Origin of the sequence: Nocardia pseudovaccinii (genome assembly GCF_050942345.1) — a bacterium.
GTDB classification, from domain to species: domain Bacteria; phylum Actinomycetota; class Actinomycetes; order Mycobacteriales; family Mycobacteriaceae; genus Nocardia; species Nocardia pseudovaccinii.
Window position 1 is genome coordinate 5,924,327 of record NZ_CP192074.1, and the last position, 20,344, is coordinate 5,944,670.

Sequence of the window (20,344 nt, forward strand, 5' to 3'; positions counted from 1 at the left end):
TGCTCATGCGAAGTCCAGTTGCTCCAGTTCGCGGCGCAGCACCTTGCCGGTGGCGTTGCGCGGTAGTTCGTCGATGAAGACCACATCGCGCGGCACTTTGTAGCGGGCCAGGTTCTCCTTGACGTGGTCTTTCACCAGTTGCGCGTCCAGTTCGGCTCCGAGCGGCAAGCCAGCGAGATCATGCAGCGCCGCCGCGATCGGCAGGGCATCGCCGCCCGGGTCCGCGCCGCCCTGCTCACCCAAGGCGTCACCGCGAGCCAGGACCAGATCGCCGCCCAATTGCGCCTGAGCGTGCGCACCCTGCGTCGCCGCCTGGACGCCGAGGACACCTCTTTCCGCGAACTCACCACCGAGACGCGCCAACTATTGGCCGAGGAACTGCTCACCATCGGTACCACCGTCGAAGACATCGCCCAGCGCCTCGGCTATGCCGACGCCTCCAGCTTCACGCACGCCTTCACCCGCTGGACCGGAACCACCCCGGGCCGCTTCGCCCGAGCCCGCCATTGACCGAGTCCCGCCCACCGCGATCGTGAGCATGCGCTTTCCGGAGCGTCAGCGCTGGGCGCGCAGCCTGCTGAACCACCGACCTGCGGAGCCCTGGCACAGTAGTACAACGATGACAAGTGCGGCACACAAACCGAAAGGCCCTGGAGAAAATCGCACGATACGGAAGCCGGGACTGTCGTCGTCGGTGACATTGGAATTGGCCCCCATGGAGCCGAGGGCCACGAACGCTTCCAGGATCGCCAGAAAAATTGCTGCGATACGAACACCGTTGCCGCCGCGCCGGAAGAAGGAAGCGACGATGGCCAGGACCCAGAAGAAGAAGTAGCCCACCGTGTTGACGCCTGCGGTCTCAGCGTCTTCGAAGACGACAAGGACTACGGTGCCCATCCCTCCGATAACGGCAAAGATATTGGTGACCCACAACGCTGCGTGGACGCTTCCAGGCATTGTCAGTCGACTCCGAGCCATGCGGCCATCAACAGCGCGATCACACCGACATACGTCAGCACCTTCGCGAGCCCCGCTTGGTCATCAATTCATCCCCTCCGATTCGCGCAGCCGGGTCGAAACCGTCCCCCGCTGACACAGACGGACATGTACCGATCGGCCTCGAGCCGCTCAGTACCAGCGTCGCCGTATAGGTATGCCGATGACATCGGTAGGTCGGGTAGATAAATGGCGTCGAGGATTTCAGCGAGGGGCACACCGGTGTGCCGCAACAGTCCCGCTCGGCCCGGTGAAACTCCAAGGGGGCACTAGCGTTGTGCCTTTCCCTCGTCGTTGTCGCGGGTTTCGATAGCCTTGACGGTCTTGTCGAGGGCCTGTTTCAGGACGCGTTTGCCGACGGTCCCGACCACGACTCCGAGGACCCGGCCCTTGAGGTTCTTGCCCTCGCGCACCACGACCACATCCACATCGGTCTTCCCGTCGGTCCGGCGCGTGAAGGTATAGGTGTGACCCGAGTGGCCGCCCCATACGTTCGAGTCGGTGGTGGTCATGACGACGCGGTCGGGGTTCGACCAGTCGTAGTGCAGGCGTTCCCAGATGCCGCGCGAGCCCTCCGTGACGTCGGCATCACGTCGGCCCCGGTCGTGCACCTCGAGATACGCGTCGGCGCTGTTGCCGAACACCTGCGAGCGGCCCGGCCCGAAATCGGTCAGCGCCGCCACGAACTGCTCCGGTGTCGAGGTCGTGGTCTCTTTGAAGTGGAGGGTAGACATCGTTGCTCCTTTGCTTTGGGGGTGACGGGTCGCGGTTCGATCAGGAGGTGAGAACTATCTGAGCGAGGTCCTCCTCGGGGTATTCGCGCACGCCGTGGAGCACGCTGGCACAAGCCACTAGCACCGTCCGCCGGAGTCGACTCGGCGAATGATCGCCCTCAACGTGCGCGGTGTTCCTATTCATGAAGCATGAGCTTCGGCACATGCTGGCGCAAGGCCGTCCGCGAGGGCATCGAGCCCAGGATGCGACGATGCCACCGTCAGGGGCCGGTCGGCCCGTGGTGCCGGTCAGCGGTCGGCAGTTGTCGCATCGCCTCACGCGGCACGCACTCCGCGGATCGGGGCCGAGGCATCGAAGCTGTATCGGAGGCACGGATCCGAATAGCGGCGGGACGCCGCAGCTACCTCCCTTGCACGGTGGAATCGAAATTTACGAGTGCCACTGTCGTCCGGCACCGCAAGTCCGTGATGGGCCGAAAGCCCCTAGCTCGGGTGACCTCGGGCCACACTCCCCGGCCACCGGACTCAGCGTGACGCGGCAAGCACCGCGTCGGTCGCCGCGGTATCGCCCACCGTAATCCTGATACCCGTGCCGCAATGCTTGACCGCGATGCGGTCCCGCGCGAAAGCCGCACGGAGCCGGTCGATTTCGGCGGCACGGCAGCGACCGAGGTACACGAAGTTCGCCGCACTTGTCGGCACCGAGAAGCCGAGCGCGCGCAACCCCTCGGTGAGCCGACCGCATTCGCTGGTGATCGCGGCGGTGCGCACCGCCAATTCCGCCTCGGCGTCATAACATGCCCGCACACCGGTCTCGGCCAGCGCGGTCACCCCGAACGGCAACTGCCACCGTCGAATTCGCGCGATCATCGGGACCGCCCCGATCGCATACCCGACCCGCGGCGCCGCCAACCCGTGCGCCTTCGAGAAGGTCCGCGTCACAACCAGATTCGGATGCCGCGCCAACAGACCGACCGTGTCCACCCGATCCGCCACGGCGACGAAGTCGATGTACGCCTCGTCGAGCACGACCGTGACCGACGGATCAACCCGATCGAGAAAGGCTTCGAGTTCGGCCTGCGCTATACAGGTGCCGGTCGGATTGTGCGGACTGCACAGCACAACCACCCGGGTGCGCGCATCGACGGCATCACCCATGGCGTCGAGATCCTGATGACCGTCCGCTGTGAGCGGAATCTGCACCGCGCGACCGCCGATGGTCTCGGTCAGCAAAGGAAATCCGTCGAAGGTCGGCGTCGCCATCACGACGCCGTCGCCGGGGGCGACGAACTCCCGCAGGACATAGGTGATGACCCCGGTGGCACCCGCTCCGACTACCACTTGGTCGGGCGGCACGCCGAGCCGCTCGGCGATCATCCCGGGCAGCCTGCGCGGCAGGTATTCCGGATACCGGTTCGCCGCCATCCGTGCGCCACGCAGCGCGGCACGCACGGATGGTAGAGGGCCATAGGGGTTTTCATGGAGCGCGAGCCGATGCTCCAATTCCGAGGTCGGCGACATATCGAATCCCCTCGCTCAGCGTCGATGAATGCGCCCGCACGACTATTCGTGCGGGCGCTCGATTCGAACGGATACTGCGCGGTCGCTAGAGCACGGCATTCATGATCGTGCCCGCACTGGTGGCCACCGCGCCACCGGCCATCGCACTGGCAATCATCTTCGGCGACTGCAGCCCGCCTCCGGACCATTTCTCCCAGGCGAACCGTCCGCCGCCGTAGGTAATAGCGGTAACCCCGGACAACTGAATCAGCCAGGTGAAATACCGGCCCATTTGCATCAGCTTGTCCGCCATCGGCGGCGCCTCCGGTTCCGGATTACTGACCTCGGCTAGCACAGTGTCGTGTAACGCGGCGAGAATCATGCTCACTTCATGCTCCTTGTCGCATGCCGATGCTGGGAGAAGAACAGACTTCGCAATGGACCGCTGCAGCGCGTTGACCTCATGATTCAACCTCATCAAGATCACGTGATGCAGCCGACACACCGAAATCGATCCCCTAATGCAGTCCGAATCCCGGCCTGCCGGATGTTCGCCGCCCCTATCCTGAGCGAGGAAAATTCGACGGAACGGGCCGCCGACCGTGGGCGGCTCGGCGGTCGCGGGCACCCGACGGCCCGCCCCGCCACAGGAGGGAATCGCCATGCCGGAAAGCTGGGCCGAAACCACCACCGGATTGCCGACCAAAATCGACACGAGCGTGGCTCATGAAGCTCGTGTTTACGATTATTGGCTCGGCGGAAAGGACAACTACCCGGCCGACCGAGCACTCGGCGATGCGATAGCCACCCATATTCCGGCAATCCGCAGTATGGCCCGCGCCAACCGGGTCTTCCTCGGTCGCGCGGTGCGCTACGTCGTCGATGCGGGCGTCACTCAGTTCCTCGATATCGGGACCGGTATCCCCACCGCGGGAAATACCCACGAAATCGCCCAGGGCATCGCCTCGGATGCGCGCGTGGTCTATGTGGACAACGACCCCATCGTTCTCGCGCACGCGCGGGCACTCATGTCCAGCACCCGTGAGGGCAAAACAGCCTTCATTCATGCGGATCTGCACGATCCGGCCTCGATACTGCGCGATCCGTCCCTTACCGCGACCCTGGACCTGAACCGTCCGGTCGCCATCATGCTGGTCGCGATCATGATGTATTTCCGCGACAGCGACGATCCGCACACCATCATCGAGAACTTGCTGGAATCGGTTCCCTCCGGCAGCTTTATCGTGATCACCCATCCCACCGCCGATTTCGACGCCCGCGCCATGGCCAGGGTGGTGGCCTCGGCCGAATCCGCAGGCATCACCTTCAATCCGCGCAACCGCGCCGAAACCGAAACTTTGTTCGCCGGAACCGAAATCGTCGAACCGGGCGTCGTCCCCGTCGTCACCTGGCATCCGGAGTTGATCGGCGACCTTTCGGGTCGAATGCAAGCCATTCCGGCCGATCCGGAGTCCGCGTGGTACTGGGCGGGCGTGGGACGCAAGGCCTGACGTTTGGGTCTGCGCCCGTCGGCAACTCCACCCATGAGGTGATCGATCATGGTCAACGGTCTGGAGAAGCGGTGGACGGCGGACGAGCGGACCTTCCGCCGGGTAGCGATCTATGTGGCGACGGTGCTCGCGGTGGCCGCGCTCGTCTTCGTGATCACCGCGATATGGGCGGCCGAGCGGACGGCCTGCGCGGCCGCGGAGACGATGCTCTGTGACACCGCGGCGAAAACGGCGATCCTGACCGGACCGACCGTGGTGCTGATGCTCGGCGGCATCTGCGCCTTTGTGCAGACCTATCGCGTGTGGCGGCGCGGCCGGAGTTGGCCGATCTGGCAGGGCGCGGGCTGGTTCCTGTTCACCATGATGATCGTCTACCTGGGCATCGGCGGCGGCAGCGTCGCAAGCTGAGCCGCAGACGACGATCAGGCGTGACGTGAAGCACAGCCAATTTGGTTGTGCACAATTTAATTGCCCACTACCGTTATGGACATGACCGATCACCTCACCCTCGACGAGCAGTTGTGCTTCCGGCTGTATGCCGCGTCGCGGGCGATGACGGCGGTCTATCGCCCGAAGCTCGAGCGCCTCGGGCTCACCTATCCGCAGTACCTGGTGATGTTGGCATTGTGGGAACGTGACGGTCGCAGCGTCGGCGACCTCTGCGAAGCACTGCTACTCGACTCCGGAACGCTGTCACCACTGCTCAAGCGGCTGGAGGCGGCAGGCCTGGTCGAACGGCGCCGGGCAGCGGCCGACGAACGTCGCGTCGATGTCCAACTCACCGAACGCGGCCGCGAAATGCGGTCCGAAGCCCGTTGTCTACCAACGGAAATGGGCGAGGCCAGCGGCCTGACCCACGACGAATTCGTCGCCCTGCGCGAAACCCTTCGGCGACTTGCCGATTCGCTGATGTCCCACCCCTGATCGAAAGAGAGTCAGACATGACCGTCCTGTACACCGCCGAAGCCCTCGCGACCGGCGACGGACGCAACGGCCACGCCCGCACCTCCGACGGTAAGATCGACGTCGCACTGGACATCCCCAAGGAGATGGGCGGTAGCGGCGTGGGCACCAACCCGGAGCAGCTGTTCGCGGCGGGCTACGCGGCCTGCTTCCACAGCGCGCTGCGCCTGGTCGGCAAGCGCGAAGGCGCGAATGTCGACGATTCCGCGGTCGGCGCGAAGGTGGGCATCGGCCCGAACGACGAGGGCGGCTTCGAGCTGACCGTCACCCTCGAGATCTCACTGCCGCATCTGTCCCCCGCCGAGGCGCAGACCATCGCCGACAAGGCCCACCAGGTGTGCCCGTACTCCAACGCGACCCGCGGCAATATCGACGTCCAGGTCACCCTCGCCGACGACTGAGGAAAGGAATTCACCATGCGTGCCGTAGTCATCGAAAGTTTCGGCGAGCCGAAGGATGTGCTCACCACCGCACAGCAGCCGACGCCCGAACCCGGTGCCGGACAAGTGCGGATCGAGCTGATCCTCGCGCCCATTCACAACCACGACCTGGCGACCATTCGCGGGGTCTATGGCTACAAGCCGTCGCTGCCCGCGATTCCGGGAACCGAGGCCGTAGGCCGGATCGATGCACTGGGATCGGATGTGAGCGGCCTGCAAGTCGGTCAGCGCGTGAGCGTTTCCGGCATCCACAATGTGTGGGCCGAGTATTTCCTGGCCAAGGCGACGCAGGTGGTTCCGCTGCCGGACAGCATTTCCGATGAGACGGCGGCCCAGTTGCTCGCGATGCCGCTCAGCTCCCTGATGCTGCTGGAGGATCTGCGGGTTTCGCCGGGCGACTGGATTGCGATCAATGCCGCCAATGGCGCGGTCGGTCGCCTGGTGAATGTGCTTGCGCGGCAACGCGGTCTCAATGTGCTCAACCTGGTTCGCGGCCAAGCTTCCGTCAAGGCGTTGCAGGAATTGGGTTTCGAACCGGTCTTCGATACCGAATCCGATGGCTGGCTCGATCGAGCCGTCGCGGCCACTGCGGGTGCGCCGATCGTGCGCGCCGTCGACCAGGTCGGTGGGCGAGCTGCGGATGCGCTGCTTTCGCTGCTCGGCCAGGACGGTGAGCTGATCTCCTTCGGTGCGCTGTCCGGTCAGCCGCTGTCCATCAATCCCGGTCCGCTGATCTTCAAACAGGCTGTGGTCAAGGGCTTCTGGGGTTCCAAGCGGGCCGAGCAGACCAGCAGCGAGGAGATGCGGCGCCTGATCGGTGAACTTGTGGGGATGGCGGCGACGGGTGCACTGCGCCTCGATGTCGAGGCCGTATATCCGCTGGAGTCCGCCGCCGATGCCGCCGCCGCGAGCGAAACACCGGGGCGGTCGGCCAAGATCGTGCTGTCGCCGCAGCCGGTGTAATCCGATCCGGGTCCGCTATCCGACCCGCACCACGAGTTTGCCGAAGTTATGGCCCTCGAGCATGCCGATGAACGCCTCGGGTGCGTGCTCGAGGCCGTCGACAATGTCCTCGCGGTAGCGGACCCGGTCCTCGGCGATCCAGCCGGACATCTCGTGCAGGAAGTCCTTGTACATCTCCCGGACGAATTCGGTCTGGATGAATCCGCGCACCGTGAGGCTCTTGGTCAGAATGCGACCGTAGAAGCCGGGCAGGCGATCCGGTCCCTCGGGTGCGCCGGTCGCGTTGTAATTCGCGACGAGTCCGCAAACAGGTACGCGCGCATAGGTATTCAGCAGCGGATACACCGCGTCCGCCACCGCGCCACCGACATTTTCGAAATAGATATCGATGCCGTCGGGCACCGCGGCGCGCAGTTGATCGGCGAAATCCGGTGCGCGATGGTCGATTGCGGCTTCGAAGCCCAATTCTTCACGCACATAGGCGCATTTCTCCGGGCCGCCCGCAATACCGATCGCCCGCACACCCTTGATTCGGGCGATCTGGCCGACGGCGGAACCGACCGGGCCACTGGCCGCGGCGACCACCAGGGTCTCCCCCGCCTTCGGCTGCCCGATTTTCAACAGCCCGGAATACGCCGTGAACCCCGGCATACCGAGCACACCCAGCGCGGTCGATATCGGCGCTTTGTCCGGATCCAGCTTGCGCAGCCCCGTCGCAGACGCGACCTGATGCGTCTGCCAGCCCGAATAGGCCTGCACCACATCACCTTTCGCGATCGACGGAGCCCGGGATTCCAGCACCTCGGCGACGGTGCCGCCGACCATCACATCGCCGACCTCTACCGGCGCCGCATACGACTTGGCAGCACTCATCCGCCCGCGCATATACGGATCGAGCGATAAATACAGGGTGCGCAGCAGCACCTCGCCCTCGCCGGGCTCCGGAAGCGCCGCGGTCTCGATGCGGAAATTCGCCGGAGTGGGTGCGCCCTCCGGCCGGGATGCCAGCACAATCCTCGTCGACTCCACCATATGGCTTACCCTATCGCTGGCCACTCAGCGAAGCACGGAATCGCTAGGTTGGCTAATGGATATCGCGCTGCCACCGATAGAGGACTGTCGACTCCCCTGACGACAGTTCGCGGCTTCACCGACGTTCGTATTCGACTACGACCTGCTCAGGAGTTCAATTGGCGCCGCAATTTCGCACCCAACGCCCCGCGCGGACAGCACTCTCATCGACCACCGCCGCACTGGCCTTGCTGCTGAGCGTCGGCCTCGGCACCGCAACCGCTCGCCCCGTCGGTCCGTTCGACGTCGGCGGCGCCATCGAGGTCGAATACGACCAGGTGGGCGGCCCCGGCGCGCTCGGCGACCCGACCGCGCCGGAAGCCGATGCCGCCAACGGCGGCCGCTATCAGACCTTCGAACGCAATGCCGCGATCTATTGGCATCCCGATACCGGCGCCAATGCGGTCGGCGGCGCGATCCGCGACAAATGGCGTGACCTCGGCTTGGAGGCGGGCGTGCTGCGCTACCCCGTCACCCGTCAGCAATCCACACCGTCGGGATCGGGCGCCTACAACATTTTTCAGGGCGGGTCCATCTATTGGTCACTCGGCACCGCCGCGCACCAGATCGGCGGCGCGATCCGCGATAAGTGGGGGGCCTACGGCTGGGAGAGCGGTGCGCTCGGGTTCCCGCTGACCGACGAGGCGGCCGCGCGCGCGGACAACGGGCGCTACAACCTGTTCCCGGGTGGCGCGATTTATTGGTCCCCGCGCACCAGTGCGCATGTCGTCTGGGGTGCGATCCGCGATCTGTGGGTTTCCAATGGCGCGGAATCCGGGCGGTACGGGTTCCCCACGGGCGAGGAATACGACTACGAGGGCGGGAAGGCGCAGGACTTCCAAGGCGGCCGGATCACCTGGCAGCCCTGATGAAGACAGACCCTAGTCCTCGCCGAGCGCCTGCGTCCGGGCGCTGAGCGAACGGCCCAGCCCGGCCACCTCGGCGTCCATATCCGGCAGCCACTCCGGGGTGGTCTTGCTGCCCGCCCGCTCGGCGGTCGGCGTCTGCAGCAGCGGCCTCAGCCAACGCAGCGCGCCGACCCAGGCGGGCACGTTGATCCGTCTGGCGCGCCGCCCGATTCCCCGCTCGAATCTGGCGGCGCACTTCTGCACCGAGGTCGTCTTGCGGATCGGCCTCGGCAGTGCGGCGAGCGCTCGCCCGACCGCGGGCAAGTCGGCGAAACTTTCCCGCACGAGCGGAGTATCGATCCACGACATGTGCGCGGACCCGACATCGACACCGCGGTGCGCGACCTCGAGCCGCAACGCGTTCGCGAAGTGCTCGACCCCGGCCTTGGAGGCGTCGTAGGCCGTCATGCCCGGCATCGCCAGATAGGCCGCGAGGGAGGAGACGATCAGCACGTACCCGCGCCGCTCGATGACCGATGGCAGGGCGGCGCGGACGGTGTGGAAACAACCGACAAGGTTGACCTCGATGACCCGCCGGAACGCGGCGGGGTCCACCGTCAGGACCGACCCATAGCTGGCGATTCCCGCGTTCGCGACGACGATGTCGATGCCGCCGAACCTCTCGATCCCCTGCGCGACCGCGGTCTGCATCGCGGTGAAGTCGCGCACGTCCGCAGAAACTGCCACGACATGCGCGTCGCCGCCGAGTTCGGCCGCGAGTTCTCGCAGCGGGGGCGAGTCGATATCGATGAGCACGAGGCGCGCGCCTTGCGCACGCAGCCGCCGGGCGACCTCTGCGCCGATGCCGCTCGCGCCGCCGGTAATGAGTACGACCTTGCCGGTGAAGGCGGTCATGGTCCTGAATTCTAAACCGTCCGCTACCTGGCAGCATCCACATCGCAACATCGTCATGGGTTCGCGACCCGGCACCGGGTCGGCCGTATCTGACTACTGCGCCCCCGAGGCTCGGTCAGCCAACAAAACGGTGGGACGCTTGCCTTGCGTCCCACCGCATTTCACTGAATACCCGATCAGGTCAGGTTTCCTTCGTAACACAGACTCGCGGTCCGCGACGACGGTCCCGGGCGCGGGGAATCGGAATCGAAGGTCCAATTCGAAATCGGCCCTGCGGCCTTCCAATAGAGCCCGCCGCTGCCGTCCGCGACCACCCGGTACACATCGTCCGCGCCGTCGACGAGCTGGCTGCCCACGCAGTAGTCGGTGTACTCGGTGCCAGGCTGGTGCGCACCCGCGCTGAACAGCCGGGCCGGGTGCGCGTACGCACCCGGATTCGGCACGGTACTCGGCCGGTTCGTCGCTCCGCCCTTCGACCAGTGCGCCGCACCGCGGCTGTCGGTTTCGCAACGGAAGTCACGGCCACCCGCGACAACGGTCGCTCCCTGAGCGTGCGCAGTGCCCGCCCAGAGACAGGTGACACCGGATCCGGTACTCGCCGATGCGGTCCCGACACCGAATTCCAGGGCGCCCCCGGTGACCGCGGCGGCCGCCAGCAGGGTGAATGGCTTGGCCTTTCGTACAGTCGTGATCATCAGCACGTCCTCGCGGCGGCGCGGCATACGGTCCAGCCGTCGCCGTCCGGACGCGGTACGCGGGTCCATGTCGTCGTGCCGCCGGTGCGGTTGCCGGAGGAATCCGCGCCGGACTCGTTCTGGCTGCGATATTCACGCAGATTGTTCTGTTGTTCGTTGCGCCGCAAGGAATTCTGCGGGGTGTGGTGGTAGCCGAACGGATCGATGTGATGCCAGCCGGTGGTATCGCGACCGCTGGTACTGCCGCGATTGTTCGAATGATCCGAGCGCGCACCCGGATTCGCGAGCGCCTCGCCCGCGCCGACCACCGTGCCCAGGGTGATCGCGCCGACGAGCAGTACGAGGGCTCTGCCTCGTACCGCACCGCGCTCGGTCGTGGTTGTTGTTCGATGCATCATGGCCCCTTTGCCTCGGTGCTCCAACTACTGAGATAGATAGTAGATGAAGAACCTGAGAAGTTTCAGCACCGCATCTAGCAGGAACTTTCAGCATAATTGCGTCGGCTAGCACGTACTTGATCAGTAGACCTCGATGCGGCACACAACGAACCAGACACCCTATGCATGGGCGCCCGGCCAGTAGACGGGGCACCCCCGACAAGGTGATGGCGCAGAAGATCGCGACCGACCCGGTGCCGAAATAATTCCGTGCGGGAATAGCTGCGGCCGCGTTACGTTGCTTCGGGGTGGTTGGTGAATCGAATGAGAGGGGCCGGTCGGTGGCAACCGAGGCAATGGAATCGTCCGTCGGTCTGCGATCCGATCGAGGTGCGATCCTTGCTTCGCTGATGCTCGCGACAGGGCTGGTCGCGCTGGATTCCACCATTATCGCCACCGCGGTGCTGACCATCACCGACAGCCTCGGCGGGTTCTCGCAATTCCCGTGGTTGTTCTCGATTTATCTACTGACACAAGCGGTTACGGTTCCGGTGTACGGCAAGGTTGCCGATACCGTCGGACGCAAGCCGGTGATCCTGTTCGGCATCGCGGTTTTCGCGCTCGGCTCACTGCTGTGCGGTCTGGCGACGAGCATGCTCGCGCTGATCATTTTCCGCGCGGTGCAGGGTATCGGTGCGGGCGCCATCATGCCGATGACCATGACAATCGCCGGTGATCTCTACACCCTGACCGAACGCGCCAAGGTACAGGGCTATCTGGCCAGTGTGTGGGCCATCTCGGCGGTGGTCGGGCCACTGCTGGGCGGATTGTTCGCCGAATACGTCAGCTGGCGCTGGATCTTTCTGATCAATATCCCGCTGTCCGCACTCGCCGCGTGGATGCTGATCCGCAGCTTCCAGGAGAGCACGGTGCGGCGCGAACAGCGCGTCGACTATCTCGGTGCGGCACTGCTTACCATCGGCGCAGGTGCGCTGATTCTCGGCTTGCTCGAGGGTGGACAGGCCTGGGCCTGGTCGTCGCCCACCGGTATCGGCATCTTCGTGGGCAGCGCAATCGTGCTCGTGGTGTTCGCTCTGGTGGAGCGGCGGACCGCGAATCCGATTCTGCCGCTGTGGGTTTTCACGCGACGGGTCATTATCGCCAGCAGTCTGGTCTCGGTGCTGGTCGGCGCGATCCTGCTCGGCATGACCTCGTATGTACCGACTTTCACCCAGGGTGTGCTCGGCACCGGGGCGCTGATCGCCGGTCTCACCGTCGGTGCGCTCACCCTCGGCTGGCCGCTGGCCGCCTCCCAGGCCGGAAAGGTTTACCTGCGCATCGGTTTTCGCGCGACCGCGCTGATCGGCAGCACCCTGGCCACGCTCGGTGCCGCCACCACCCTGTTGATCGATGAGAATTCCACGCTGATCCAGGTCGCCGCTTCGTGTTTCGTGATCGGCACCGGCATGGGCCTGGTCGCCACCCCCACCCTGATCGCGGCGCAGACGACGGCGGAGTGGTCCGAGCGCGGCGTGGTCACCTCGGCGAATATGTTCGCCAGATCGCTGGGAAGTGCGGTCGGTGTCGCGATATTCGGCGCGATCGTGAACTCGCGCGTCGGCGACACCGACCATCCGGCTCCGGCACTGTTGTCCTCGGCGGTGCATCTGGTTTTCCTCGCGGTCGCCGCGATGGCCTTGGTCATGGTGACCGCATCCGCGATGATGCCACGCCGGGGCGCGAACGTCGCCTAGCGCTGTCGCGAACGTTGTGACGCAGACCGCTCGGCGATCTCGGCCAGCGCACGGGCACGCTGTTCGGCGGGTAGTTGTTCGGCGGCGGCGCGGACGGCGTCGACCGCGGATTCGGAGAGGGCGTTCAGCGTGCCGCGATATTCCGACCAGAGGTCGTTTTCGGCGGTGGCACAGAGCATTTCCGTGAGTTTGCCGGGGGACGCGAGGTTGACGAAGCGTTCCAGTTGTGCGGCATCCTCGACGAGGTAGGCCGAGCGGACGAGCGCGATGCCATCGAGTGCGGATTCGGTGGCGCGGGCCGCGGTATCGGGGATCGACGCGACCAACTCGCCGAGTGTGATCCAATCTTCGCGTGCCGCAAGCTCTTTGCCGACGGCGACAATGGTCGCCTCGGGCAGACCACCGATAATGGCCGCGGAATGGCGTGGATCGAGTCGTGCGGCGATTTCGGCGAGGAAGTCGACCGGCAGCCGTTTGGCGACATCCACCGCATGCGATGGATCGAGCACGCCCGACATCCGGGCCGCGAGCAGTGCACCGCGGCTACGCGCCACCATTTTCGCGGTAATCGGCGTCGGAATCACTTTGGACGCCTGGGCGACCCGCCGCAGTCCGGCCGCCTGTCCGGCCACGAACAGATCGGTGACCTGGCGGCGGAATTCACGCAGATCCGCATCGGGTACATCGGCGAGATAAGCCAGCTGCTCGACCGGAACCCCTAGTGTCCGTGCGAGTTTCAGCAACTGCGCCGTCACAGTCCGGCCGCCTTCTTGACCGGGCCACGCAGGAACCGCGGCAGAAAGTCGAGCATGCCGAAGGCCGCGGCCTTCAGCTCGTCCGCCTCCCGCCATCGAGCATCGACGATCGCCTGCGCGAGGTCGGCTTGCCGCTCCGGGCTCAGCGCGGCAATGCCAGGGGGTAGGTCATCGGTTATCAGTTCCGCCAGGGTGTGCTCTGTCATGGTTGCCTCCGTCGGGCGCATCGGGTTCATGATCACGTGGGGCGATTTGCGGCTGGATGCAAGGAAACGGTGCTGTTCGGGGTCGATGACGGGGTCGTGTGCCCTAACGTCGGAGCATACGACCGAGTCGTCCGATCGGTCACGGGTGGATCGGTGGTCGCCATGGGTGTCGAGCGCACGGTGGATATCGCGGTGATCGGCGGTGGACTTGCCGGATTGACGGCGGCCCGCCAGTTGCGTCGCGCCGGATTCGATGCGCTGGTCGTCGAGGCGCGGGATCGAGTCGGTGGTCGCACACTGAACCATCCGATCGGGGACGGCAAGATCGTCGAGGTCGGTGGGCAGTGGGTCGGTCCCGGTCAGGACCGGGTACTGGCTCTGATCGACGAATTGGGGCTGGAGACGTTTCCCACCTACACCACCGGTCGGCATCTGTTCGAACATCGCGGGAAGCTGCGGCGCTATCGCGGTCGGATTCCGTTGATCGCCTCCGCGGCCTTGCTGGATGCCTATATCGGTCTGCAGCGGTTGGATCGGATGTCGCGCGTTGTGCCAGCGGACGCACCGTGGTCGGCGGCACGGGCGGGGCAGTGGGATACCGAGACCGTCGCGTCGTGGATGCGACGCAATCTGCATTCGGAGATCGCGCGCCGGGCCATCACGATGGTCTGCAAGGCGGTATGGGCCGCCGATCCGGCCGACGTGTCACTGCTGCACCTGCTGGCCTATCTCAATGCCGGTGGCGGTGTGGATTCGATGATCGAAACCGACGGTGGCGCACAGCAAACCCGCATCGTGGGTGGTTCACAACGAATCTCGATGGCGCTGGCGGAGCAGTTGGGCGAGCACGTGCTGCTGAATACACCGGTGCGCAAGATCCAGCAGACACAGGGTTCCGTCGTCGTGCACGGCGATGACACCCGGATTCTGGCCCGCCGCGTGATCGTGGCGATGAGCCCCGCCCTGGCAGGTCGGCTGGTGTACTCCCCTGCGCTGCCCGCCGATCGTGACCAGCTCACTCAGCGCATGCCGAACGGCTCGGTCATCAAGACCATGGCCGTATACGACACCCCCTTCTGGCGTGCCGACGGGCTGTCCGGACAGGTCACCGCCGCGACCGGGCCGGTAAAGGTCACCTTCGACAACTCCCCGCCGGACGGGAACCCCGGTGTGCTGCTCGCCTTCCTGGAAGGCGGCGATGCCCGGCGACTCGGCCGCTATCCCGTCGAGGAACGGCGCGATATCGTGATCTCCAGCCTCACAAGGTTTTTCGGCCCGGCAGCGGCCGCCCCCACCGATTACATCGAGAAGGACTGGTCCGCCGACGAGTGGACCCGCGGCTGCTACGGAGCCTTCATGCCGCCCAATACCTGGACCGAATACGGCCCGGCCCTACGCGCACCGATCGGCCGAATCCATTGGGCCGGAGCCGAAACCGCGACAGTGTGGATGGGCTACATGGACGGGGCGATCCGCTCAGGTGAACGTGCCGCCGCCGAGATCACCGCGTTGGTCGGTGGGGACCGGAAGCCCACAACGGTCATTTGACCCTCGGGTGCGGCTCATCCCCCAGCCGATCGGGTGAATTCGGCCCGCCAGCGTTGCGTCTCGTGATTCGCCTCGATATCCATTGCCCGAAGTCCCTCGGCCGCAAACGAATCGATCTCCGACCGGGTCAGCGGCCACGGTGGTCCACTGACCTCCGCACGCTCCGCCCGGATTCCGGCGATCACGATCAACTGACCACCGGGTGCCACGGCCCGCCGGATATTGGCGATCGCGGTTCCGCGCACCGACACCGGCATCGACTGCACCGTAATCGACTCGACGACGAGATCGAACGCATCCCGCCACGCGGCGGGCAGATCCAGCAGATCGGCCACCACATACTCCACGGCCGACTTCGGAAACCGTTGGCGCACTTCGGCAATAGCGGTCGGCGAGATATCGAAGGCAGTAGTCGCGAAGCCGAGCCGCGCGATGTATTCCGCATCCTGTCCGTACCCGCAGCCGATCACCAATGCCCGACGCCCGGCACCGTCCGCCGCGCGCCGCTCGGCCCACTCGACCACCATCGGATTGGGCTGATCGCGATCCCACGGCACAATCGCCGCCCCGGCGGCCGCCTCCGCGTACAGTCGCTCGAACCACCCGGTCGGATCGTCCTGTGCGAGCGACTCCGCGGCCAACCTGCTGGCATCGGCATCTCGATTCAAGGCCATCCAGCCAGTCTCGCACGAGCCGATATCAGAAGCGGCCGCGCCGGAAGGCTTCGGCGACCTCGGCGCGCTCGACGAGGATCTGGCGGCGACGGTTCGCCATGGTCTCGGCTATCGAAGTCTTCGCGACCAGGGCCCGGTACAGAGCCGCGGCGTCTTCGATCGCGTCACGGGCACCGACACCCGCGGCGGGGCTGATGGCGTGATCGGCGTCGCCACAAAGGATTACGTCGTCTCGGGGTGGGCGGGGATGGGTCAGCGGAACATTGCGGGTATTGCTGACGTGCACCGTCTCGGTGATCGAGAGTAGCGAGTCGATCAGTCCCCGTATGGCGGGCAGTGCCGCGCGGATCTGCTCCGCCCACGCCTCGACGGGATGGAAACCGTTGTCCGCCAGCGGGATCGGCTGGCGACGGATTCTGGCGAACCATACCGCCGTCTCGTCGTTCCACAGGTGCCCGAAGACATCGGTGGGCCGTGCGTTGCCGGTGCGATGGAAGTGCAGTACCGATTCTTCGGTGGGCAGGGTGATCGGGGTCGTGGTGACCCCGTAGACGACGACCTGACCCGCGTAGACCGCGGGCCGATCGGGTTCCAGGCGGGCGCGCACGAGCGAGTCGATACCGTCCGCGGCGATCACCGGACCGTCTGAGGTCACTGATTCGCTTGCGAGCCTCAGGGTTCCGCTCTCGATGTCCAGATCGGTCACCGGACGGTCGTAGTGGAACTCCGCGGCCGTGGCATGGGCGAAGGTGGTGAGCACTCGTAGCAGATCCGGGCGGAGGTAGAGCCGCCGACCGTCCCCGGGCTGGGCGCGATACCCGGTGCGGTCATGCAAACCGAGCGCGCGCACCTCACACGATGCGGCGTATAGGTCGTCGCGATCAATCCCGAGTTCGCCCAGCACCGCATGCGCCCGGCTGTCGAGGGCGAGGAACGCACCGGCGTCGACCGTGGACCGCCGCTCGTACACGGTGGCCGGAAGTCCCTCGCGCGCAAGGGCTCCGGCGAGCACAGTGCCCGCGATACCGCCGCCGATGATCGTAACCATGTGCCTCCTCAGGCCGGTGCGGACGGCTGTGCCTACCACCCGCCGGGTACCGTCCCTATGCCACCGGTTCGGTTACCGCGCCGCCCTTGCCGAGCTTGGTCATCGCCAGATAGCCGCCGCAGACCAGCAGACCCCAGACCGCTCCGACGACAATCGCGGTGCGCCCGCTCTCGGTCCAGAACAGCAGGACGACGACCAACCCCAGGAAGGCCAGTGCCAGCCAGGTGGTGATCGGTGCGCCGGGCAGGCGGTAATCGCTGGCGGGCAGTTCACCACGGCCGACCTTGGCGCGATAGATCAAGTGGCACACCAAGATTACGCCCCAAACGAAGATGATGCCGACGGTGCTGACCGAGGTGATGTAGTTGAACGCCTTGTCCGGCGAGATCACATTGACGATCACCCCGATCACCATCGCGGCCGCCGAAGCGGTGATGCCGACATACGGAACCGCGCGCGAACTGAGCTTCTTCAGCCCCGCGGGCGCTTCCCCGTGCAGCGACAGGGTGCGCAACATGCGGCCGGTGGAGTAGATGCCCGAATTGCACGACGACAGCGCCGCGGTGAGCAGCACGAAATTGATGATGCCCGCGGCGCCTGGAATGCCGATCTGCTGGAACACCTCGACGAACGGGCTCTTACCCGCGTGGAAGTTACGCCAACTGGCCACCGACATGATCACCAGGAGCGCGCCCACATAGAACAGGCCGATGCGGAACGGCAGGGTGTTGATCGCCTTGCGCAGCGTCGTGCGCGGATCCCGCGCCTCGCCCGCGGTCACACCGACCAGCTCGACACCGACGTAGGCGAACAGCACGATCTGCAGCACCAGCAGCGACTGTCCGAACCCGTTCGGGAACACTCCGCCATCGGCCCACAGATTCGTGACCGTCGGGTTGGCGGCATGGCCGAAGCCGATCGTCAGCACCCCGATGCCGATGAGGATCATCGCGACGATCGCGGTGACCTTGATGGCGGAGAACCAGAATTCGCCCTCACCGAACAGCCGCACCGAGATCAGGTTGGCGCAGAACATGACCGCCAACACCACCAGCGCGGTCAGCCACGGCGCGATATCGAACCAGTACTGCACATACTTCCCCGCGACGGTGATCTCGGCCATACAGGTCGCCACCCACACCGCCCAGTACGACCACCCGGTGACGAATCCCGCGAAGCGCCCGAGGAATTCGTGCGCGTACTCGGCGAAGCTGCCCGAGATCGGCCGATAGGTCAGCAACTCCCCCAGCGCCCGCATGATCACGAAGATCACCAGACCCGCCGCGAGGTAGGCCAGGATCAGCCCAGGCCCCGCCTGCTCGATCGCACCGCCCGCACCATAGAAAAGACCCGTGCCGATCGCACCACCGATCGCGATCATCTGAATGGTCCGCGGGCTCAGCCCCCGGGAGTACCCCTCTTCACCGGATACGGCCGGGTCGGTGGGCGCCGATTCAGCTTGTAGCTGGCGGTCGGAGGCTGTCATGGATCCTGCGGTCCTTCCCCTGGAGCTCGAGATCGATCAGCCCGTCACGCTACCGGCCGCACCACCGGACCGCCGCGCGACCCGAACCACACCGCGATCAGTGCAGGCGGAAGCCGTGATTCGCCAGCGACTCGCGGAGCCGGTGGCGGCCGTTGAGGCTGGCGGCGGAGGCCAGGCGGGCCAGGACACGCTCGGTCCAGGAGTGCGAAAGCTGCTGTTCGGCGTAGAACTCGGCGATGCGGTCTTCGTATGCCGCCACATGTGGACGTTGGTTGGGCAGGTCGTAGGTTTCGTGGTGGAGGACCGCCGGTTGCGGAAGACGCGGTTTGACCCGGGCGTCCTCACTCGGATCCGCGCGTCCGACAACGAGTCCGAAGACCGCGAAGACCTGCTCGGGCAGATTCAGTTCCGCCGCAACCTGTTCCGGGTTGTTGCGGATCGCGCCGATGTACACGGTGCCGAGGCCGAGGGATTCCGCGGCGACGACCGCGTTCTGCGCGGCCAGGGCGGCATCGATGAAACCGACGTAGCTCGATTCGAGGTAGTCGGCTCCAACCAGGGGCGCTTCGCGGTCGTCGGCCAGTTGGCGCAGCCGGGCGAAATCGGCCGTGAAGACCAGCAGCACCGGCGCCTGTTCGATATGTGCCTGCCCGCCGGCCAGCGCGGCCAAGCGGGCCTTGCGCGCCGGATCGCGCACGGCGATGACGCTCCACACCTGCAGATTGGAGGAGGTCGGGGCGGACTGGGCCGCCGAGATGAGCAAGCGCAGAGTGTCGTCGGAAACCGGATCGCCGAGGTAGCGGCGCACCGAGCGGTGCTCGTGCAGCACCTGCAGCACCGGATTCCACTCGGCGGGCGCGGTCGGATTCGGATCCCGATAGCGTTGCTGTACGGCGTGGGCGGGGCTCGGCACGGTCTGCGTCATGCCGATCATCCTGTGACATCTACGGCGCGCCCGTCTGCGGTAACCCTCAGCATGAACCGAACCGGGTACGGTTGGTAAGGCAAGCCTAATTAGCAATTAGTGGAGGTTACCTTGGCACGACCCCGCACCACCCTGACGGTGCAGCGCACCGAGCGGCTGACCCCGCATCTGATCCGGGTGTATTTCGGTGGCCCCGGATTCGCCGCGTTTCGACCGAGCGAGTTCACCGACTCGTATGTGAAGTTCATCTACCCGCGCGACGGTATCGACGTGCTGCGCACCTACACCGTGCGCTCGGTCGATCCGGATGCCGGTGAGCTGGCCGTGGACTTCGTATACCACGGCGACGAGGGCATTGCCGGTCCGTGGGCCGCTTCGGTGCGGCCGGGCGACACCATCGACTGCTTCGGACCGGGCGGAGCCTATGCGCCGCGTGCCGATGCCGACTGGCACCTGCTGGCGGGCGACGAGGCGGCACTGCCCGCGATCGCGGCCGCGCTGGAGGGGATGTCCGCCGATGCGGTCGGGCAGGCCTTCGTCGAAGTCGCCGGACCCGATGACGAACTGAAACTGGACAAGCCCACCGGCATCGAACTGACCTGGCTGCATCGCGGCTCGCGCGAGCCGGGCGATGTGCTGGCCGAAGCCGTGCGCGCGGCGACATGGCGCGCGGGCCAGGTGCAGGTCTTCATCCACGGCGAGGCCCGCGCCGTCATGCAGGACCTGCGCCGCTACGTCCGTCGTGAACGCGGCGTCTCCGCCGAATGGGCGAACTCGATCTCCGGCTACTGGCGGCGCGGCCGCACCGAGGAGAGCTTCCGCGAATGGAAGGCCGAATTCAAGGCCCAGGACACCGCGGATGCGCCGAACAGGTGAACGGCCGAAATCCCATGACGACCGGATGTTCGCCGGTCGCCATGGGATTTCGTGGTGTC

24 protein-coding genes and 1 pseudogene are annotated in these 20,344 nt (G+C 65.8%); 10 read left to right on the top strand and 15 right to left on the bottom strand.

Features of this window, described 5'->3' with window-relative positions:
• Window positions 1-3 precede the first annotated feature (3 nt).
• Window positions 4-159 (bottom strand): annotated as a pseudogene (locus ACQPZ2_RS26580) (AMP-binding enzyme); the annotation flags it as partial.
• Between the two features lie 21 nt (window positions 160-180).
• Here ACQPZ2_RS26580 and ACQPZ2_RS26585 point away from each other — a divergent pair.
• Window positions 181-510, top strand: coding sequence for a helix-turn-helix transcriptional regulator (locus tag ACQPZ2_RS26585; RefSeq protein ID WP_433520942.1), 330 nt, complete (start codon window positions 181-183; stop codon window positions 508-510).
• A gap of 45 nt (window positions 511-555) precedes the next feature.
• On the opposite strand, the gene ACQPZ2_RS26590 is transcribed toward ACQPZ2_RS26585, so the two are convergent.
• The 4 genes from ACQPZ2_RS26590 to ACQPZ2_RS26605 all read right to left on the bottom strand — a co-directional run bounded on the left by ACQPZ2_RS26590 (window position 556) and on the right by ACQPZ2_RS26605 (window position 3,612).
• Window positions 556-897, bottom strand: coding sequence for a hypothetical protein (locus ACQPZ2_RS26590; RefSeq protein ID WP_433520943.1), 342 nt, complete (start codon window positions 895-897; stop codon window positions 556-558).
• Between the two features lie 368 nt (window positions 898-1,265).
• A complete protein-coding gene (locus tag ACQPZ2_RS26595) occupies window positions 1,266-1,730 on the bottom strand; it encodes a hypothetical protein (RefSeq protein WP_433520944.1) in 465 nt (154 codons plus the stop codon).
• A gap of 525 nt (window positions 1,731-2,255) precedes the next feature.
• Window positions 2,256-3,251, bottom strand: coding sequence for a pyridoxal phosphate-dependent aminotransferase (locus ACQPZ2_RS26600; protein WP_433520945.1), 996 nt, complete (start codon window positions 3,249-3,251; stop codon window positions 2,256-2,258).
• A gap of 85 nt (window positions 3,252-3,336) precedes the next feature.
• A complete protein-coding gene (locus ACQPZ2_RS26605; protein WP_040696032.1) occupies window positions 3,337-3,612 on the bottom strand; it encodes a hypothetical protein in 276 nt (91 codons plus the stop codon).
• Window positions 3,613-3,892: 280 nt separating this feature from the next.
• Between ACQPZ2_RS26605 and ACQPZ2_RS26610 the strand changes: the two genes are divergently transcribed.
• The 5 genes from ACQPZ2_RS26610 to ACQPZ2_RS26630 all read left to right on the top strand — a co-directional run bounded on the left by ACQPZ2_RS26610 (window position 3,893) and on the right by ACQPZ2_RS26630 (window position 7,107).
• The gene (locus tag ACQPZ2_RS26610) at window positions 3,893-4,741 is read left to right on the top strand and encodes an SAM-dependent methyltransferase (protein ID WP_433520946.1); all 849 of its coding nucleotides are present in this window, start codon (window positions 3,893-3,895) and stop codon (window positions 4,739-4,741) included.
• 48 nt (window positions 4,742-4,789) lie between these two features.
• Entirely contained in the window at window positions 4,790-5,149 is a 360-nt protein-coding gene (locus tag ACQPZ2_RS26615) for a hypothetical protein (RefSeq protein WP_433520947.1), read from the top strand.
• Window positions 5,150-5,230: 81 nt separating this feature from the next.
• The gene (locus ACQPZ2_RS26620; RefSeq protein WP_433520948.1) at window positions 5,231-5,665 is read left to right on the top strand and encodes a MarR family winged helix-turn-helix transcriptional regulator; all 435 of its coding nucleotides are present in this window, start codon (window positions 5,231-5,233) and stop codon (window positions 5,663-5,665) included.
• A gap of 17 nt (window positions 5,666-5,682) precedes the next feature.
• Entirely contained in the window at window positions 5,683-6,105 is a 423-nt protein-coding gene (locus tag ACQPZ2_RS26625; RefSeq protein ID WP_433520949.1) for an organic hydroperoxide resistance protein, read from the top strand.
• Between the two features lie 15 nt (window positions 6,106-6,120).
• The gene (locus tag ACQPZ2_RS26630) at window positions 6,121-7,107 is read left to right on the top strand and encodes a zinc-binding dehydrogenase (protein WP_433520950.1); all 987 of its coding nucleotides are present in this window, start codon (window positions 6,121-6,123) and stop codon (window positions 7,105-7,107) included.
• Between the two features lie 15 nt (window positions 7,108-7,122).
• Here ACQPZ2_RS26630 and ACQPZ2_RS26635 read toward each other — a convergent pair whose 3' ends face one another.
• Window positions 7,123-8,139: an NADP-dependent oxidoreductase gene (locus ACQPZ2_RS26635; protein WP_433520951.1), complete on the bottom strand. Its 1,017-nt coding sequence runs from the start codon at window positions 8,137-8,139 to the stop codon at window positions 7,123-7,125.
• Window positions 8,140-8,297: 158 nt separating this feature from the next.
• On the opposite strand from ACQPZ2_RS26635, the gene ACQPZ2_RS26640 reads away from it, so the two are divergent.
• Complete coding sequence (locus tag ACQPZ2_RS26640) at window positions 8,298-9,047, top strand: LGFP repeat-containing protein (protein WP_433520952.1); 750 nt, start codon at window positions 8,298-8,300, stop codon at window positions 9,045-9,047.
• Between the two features lie 12 nt (window positions 9,048-9,059).
• On the opposite strand, the gene ACQPZ2_RS26645 is transcribed toward ACQPZ2_RS26640, so the two are convergent.
• The 3 genes from ACQPZ2_RS26645 to ACQPZ2_RS26655 form a co-directional block, all read right to left on the bottom strand.
• The gene (locus ACQPZ2_RS26645) at window positions 9,060-9,941 is read right to left on the bottom strand and encodes an SDR family oxidoreductase (RefSeq protein WP_433520953.1); all 882 of its coding nucleotides are present in this window, start codon (window positions 9,939-9,941) and stop codon (window positions 9,060-9,062) included.
• Between the two features lie 176 nt (window positions 9,942-10,117).
• Window positions 10,118-10,636, bottom strand: coding sequence for a hypothetical protein (locus ACQPZ2_RS26650; RefSeq protein ID WP_433520954.1), 519 nt, complete (start codon window positions 10,634-10,636; stop codon window positions 10,118-10,120).
• Complete coding sequence (locus ACQPZ2_RS26655) at window positions 10,636-11,031, bottom strand: hypothetical protein (protein WP_433520955.1); 396 nt, start codon at window positions 11,029-11,031, stop codon at window positions 10,636-10,638. Before ACQPZ2_RS26655 ends, ACQPZ2_RS26650 begins: the two co-directional genes overlap by 1 nt.
• A 323-nt stretch (window positions 11,032-11,354) precedes the next feature.
• Here ACQPZ2_RS26655 and ACQPZ2_RS26660 point away from each other — a divergent pair, with 323 nt between their 5' ends.
• Window positions 11,355-12,767, top strand: a complete 1,413-nt coding sequence (locus tag ACQPZ2_RS26660) for an MDR family MFS transporter (protein WP_433520956.1) — start codon at window positions 11,355-11,357, stop codon at window positions 12,765-12,767.
• On the opposite strand, the gene ACQPZ2_RS26665 is transcribed toward ACQPZ2_RS26660, so the two are convergent.
• Complete coding sequence (locus ACQPZ2_RS26665; protein ID WP_433520957.1) at window positions 12,764-13,522, bottom strand: hypothetical protein; 759 nt, start codon at window positions 13,520-13,522, stop codon at window positions 12,764-12,766. The genes ACQPZ2_RS26660 and ACQPZ2_RS26665 overlap by 4 nt on opposite strands.
• Window positions 13,519-13,728, bottom strand: coding sequence for a hypothetical protein (locus tag ACQPZ2_RS26670; RefSeq protein WP_433520958.1), 210 nt, complete (start codon window positions 13,726-13,728; stop codon window positions 13,519-13,521). Before ACQPZ2_RS26670 ends, ACQPZ2_RS26665 begins: the two co-directional genes overlap by 4 nt.
• Before the next feature lie 162 nt (window positions 13,729-13,890).
• Between ACQPZ2_RS26670 and ACQPZ2_RS26675 the strand changes: the two genes are divergently transcribed.
• Window positions 13,891-15,276, top strand: coding sequence for a flavin monoamine oxidase family protein (locus ACQPZ2_RS26675; RefSeq protein ID WP_433520959.1), 1,386 nt, complete (start codon window positions 13,891-13,893; stop codon window positions 15,274-15,276).
• A gap of 14 nt (window positions 15,277-15,290) precedes the next feature.
• On the opposite strand, the gene ACQPZ2_RS26680 is transcribed toward ACQPZ2_RS26675, so the two are convergent.
• The 4 genes from ACQPZ2_RS26680 to ACQPZ2_RS26695 all read right to left on the bottom strand — a co-directional run bounded on the left by ACQPZ2_RS26680 (window position 15,291) and on the right by ACQPZ2_RS26695 (window position 19,409).
• Window positions 15,291-15,950 carry a class I SAM-dependent methyltransferase gene (locus ACQPZ2_RS26680; protein WP_433520960.1) on the bottom strand — a complete coding sequence of 220 codons (660 nt, stop codon included), beginning with the start codon at window positions 15,948-15,950 and terminating at the stop codon, window positions 15,291-15,293.
• Between the two features lie 25 nt (window positions 15,951-15,975).
• Window positions 15,976-16,998 (bottom strand): FAD-dependent oxidoreductase, encoded by a 1,023-nt coding sequence (locus ACQPZ2_RS26685; RefSeq protein WP_433520961.1) that lies wholly within the window; start codon window positions 16,996-16,998, stop codon window positions 15,976-15,978.
• 55 nt (window positions 16,999-17,053) lie between these two features.
• Window positions 17,054-18,484, bottom strand: coding sequence for an amino acid permease (locus ACQPZ2_RS26690; protein ID WP_433520962.1), 1,431 nt, complete (start codon window positions 18,482-18,484; stop codon window positions 17,054-17,056).
• Between the two features lie 97 nt (window positions 18,485-18,581).
• Window positions 18,582-19,409, bottom strand: coding sequence for an NADPH-dependent oxidoreductase (locus ACQPZ2_RS26695; RefSeq protein ID WP_433520963.1), 828 nt, complete (start codon window positions 19,407-19,409; stop codon window positions 18,582-18,584).
• Window positions 19,410-19,520: 111 nt separating this feature from the next.
• Between ACQPZ2_RS26695 and ACQPZ2_RS26700 the strand changes: the two genes are divergently transcribed.
• Complete coding sequence (locus ACQPZ2_RS26700) at window positions 19,521-20,285, top strand: siderophore-interacting protein (RefSeq protein ID WP_433520964.1); 765 nt, start codon at window positions 19,521-19,523, stop codon at window positions 20,283-20,285.
• Window positions 20,286-20,344: the final 59 nt, after the last annotated feature.

Excerpts from the sequence above, each read along its gene's own strand:
- ACQPZ2_RS26585 (WP_433520942.1), top strand. The coding sequence starts at position 181 with ATGCAGCGCCGCCGCGATCGGCAGGGCATCGCCGCCCGGGTCCGCGCC.
- ACQPZ2_RS26590 (WP_433520943.1), bottom strand. The coding sequence starts at position 897 with ATGGGCACCGTAGTCCTTGTCGTCTTCGAAGACGCTGAGACCGCAGGC.
- ACQPZ2_RS26595 (WP_433520944.1), bottom strand. The coding sequence starts at position 1,730 with ATGTCTACCCTCCACTTCAAAGAGACCACGACCTCGACACCGGAGCAG.
- ACQPZ2_RS26600 (WP_433520945.1), bottom strand. The coding sequence starts at position 3,251 with ATGTCGCCGACCTCGGAATTGGAGCATCGGCTCGCGCTCCATGAAAAC.
- ACQPZ2_RS26605 (WP_040696032.1), bottom strand. The coding sequence starts at position 3,612 with ATGATTCTCGCCGCGTTACACGACACTGTGCTAGCCGAGGTCAGTAAT.
- ACQPZ2_RS26610 (WP_433520946.1), top strand. The coding sequence starts at position 3,893 with ATGCCGGAAAGCTGGGCCGAAACCACCACCGGATTGCCGACCAAAATC.
- ACQPZ2_RS26615 (WP_433520947.1), top strand. The coding sequence starts at position 4,790 with ATGGTCAACGGTCTGGAGAAGCGGTGGACGGCGGACGAGCGGACCTTC.
- ACQPZ2_RS26620 (WP_433520948.1), top strand. The coding sequence starts at position 5,231 with ATGACCGATCACCTCACCCTCGACGAGCAGTTGTGCTTCCGGCTGTAT.
- ACQPZ2_RS26625 (WP_433520949.1), top strand. The coding sequence starts at position 5,683 with ATGACCGTCCTGTACACCGCCGAAGCCCTCGCGACCGGCGACGGACGC.
- ACQPZ2_RS26630 (WP_433520950.1), top strand. The coding sequence starts at position 6,121 with ATGCGTGCCGTAGTCATCGAAAGTTTCGGCGAGCCGAAGGATGTGCTC.
- ACQPZ2_RS26635 (WP_433520951.1), bottom strand. The coding sequence starts at position 8,139 with ATGGTGGAGTCGACGAGGATTGTGCTGGCATCCCGGCCGGAGGGCGCA.
- ACQPZ2_RS26645 (WP_433520953.1), bottom strand. The coding sequence starts at position 9,941 with ATGACCGCCTTCACCGGCAAGGTCGTACTCATTACCGGCGGCGCGAGC.
- ACQPZ2_RS26650 (WP_433520954.1), bottom strand. The coding sequence starts at position 10,636 with ATGATCACGACTGTACGAAAGGCCAAGCCATTCACCCTGCTGGCGGCC.
- ACQPZ2_RS26655 (WP_433520955.1), bottom strand. The coding sequence starts at position 11,031 with ATGCATCGAACAACAACCACGACCGAGCGCGGTGCGGTACGAGGCAGA.
- ACQPZ2_RS26670 (WP_433520958.1), bottom strand. The coding sequence starts at position 13,728 with ATGACAGAGCACACCCTGGCGGAACTGATAACCGATGACCTACCCCCT.
- ACQPZ2_RS26675 (WP_433520959.1), top strand. The coding sequence starts at position 13,891 with ATGGGTGTCGAGCGCACGGTGGATATCGCGGTGATCGGCGGTGGACTT.
- ACQPZ2_RS26680 (WP_433520960.1), bottom strand. The coding sequence starts at position 15,950 with ATGGCCTTGAATCGAGATGCCGATGCCAGCAGGTTGGCCGCGGAGTCG.
- ACQPZ2_RS26685 (WP_433520961.1), bottom strand. The coding sequence starts at position 16,998 with ATGGTTACGATCATCGGCGGCGGTATCGCGGGCACTGTGCTCGCCGGA.
- ACQPZ2_RS26690 (WP_433520962.1), bottom strand. The coding sequence starts at position 18,484 with ATGACAGCCTCCGACCGCCAGCTACAAGCTGAATCGGCGCCCACCGAC.
- ACQPZ2_RS26695 (WP_433520963.1), bottom strand. The coding sequence starts at position 19,409 with ATGACGCAGACCGTGCCGAGCCCCGCCCACGCCGTACAGCAACGCTAT.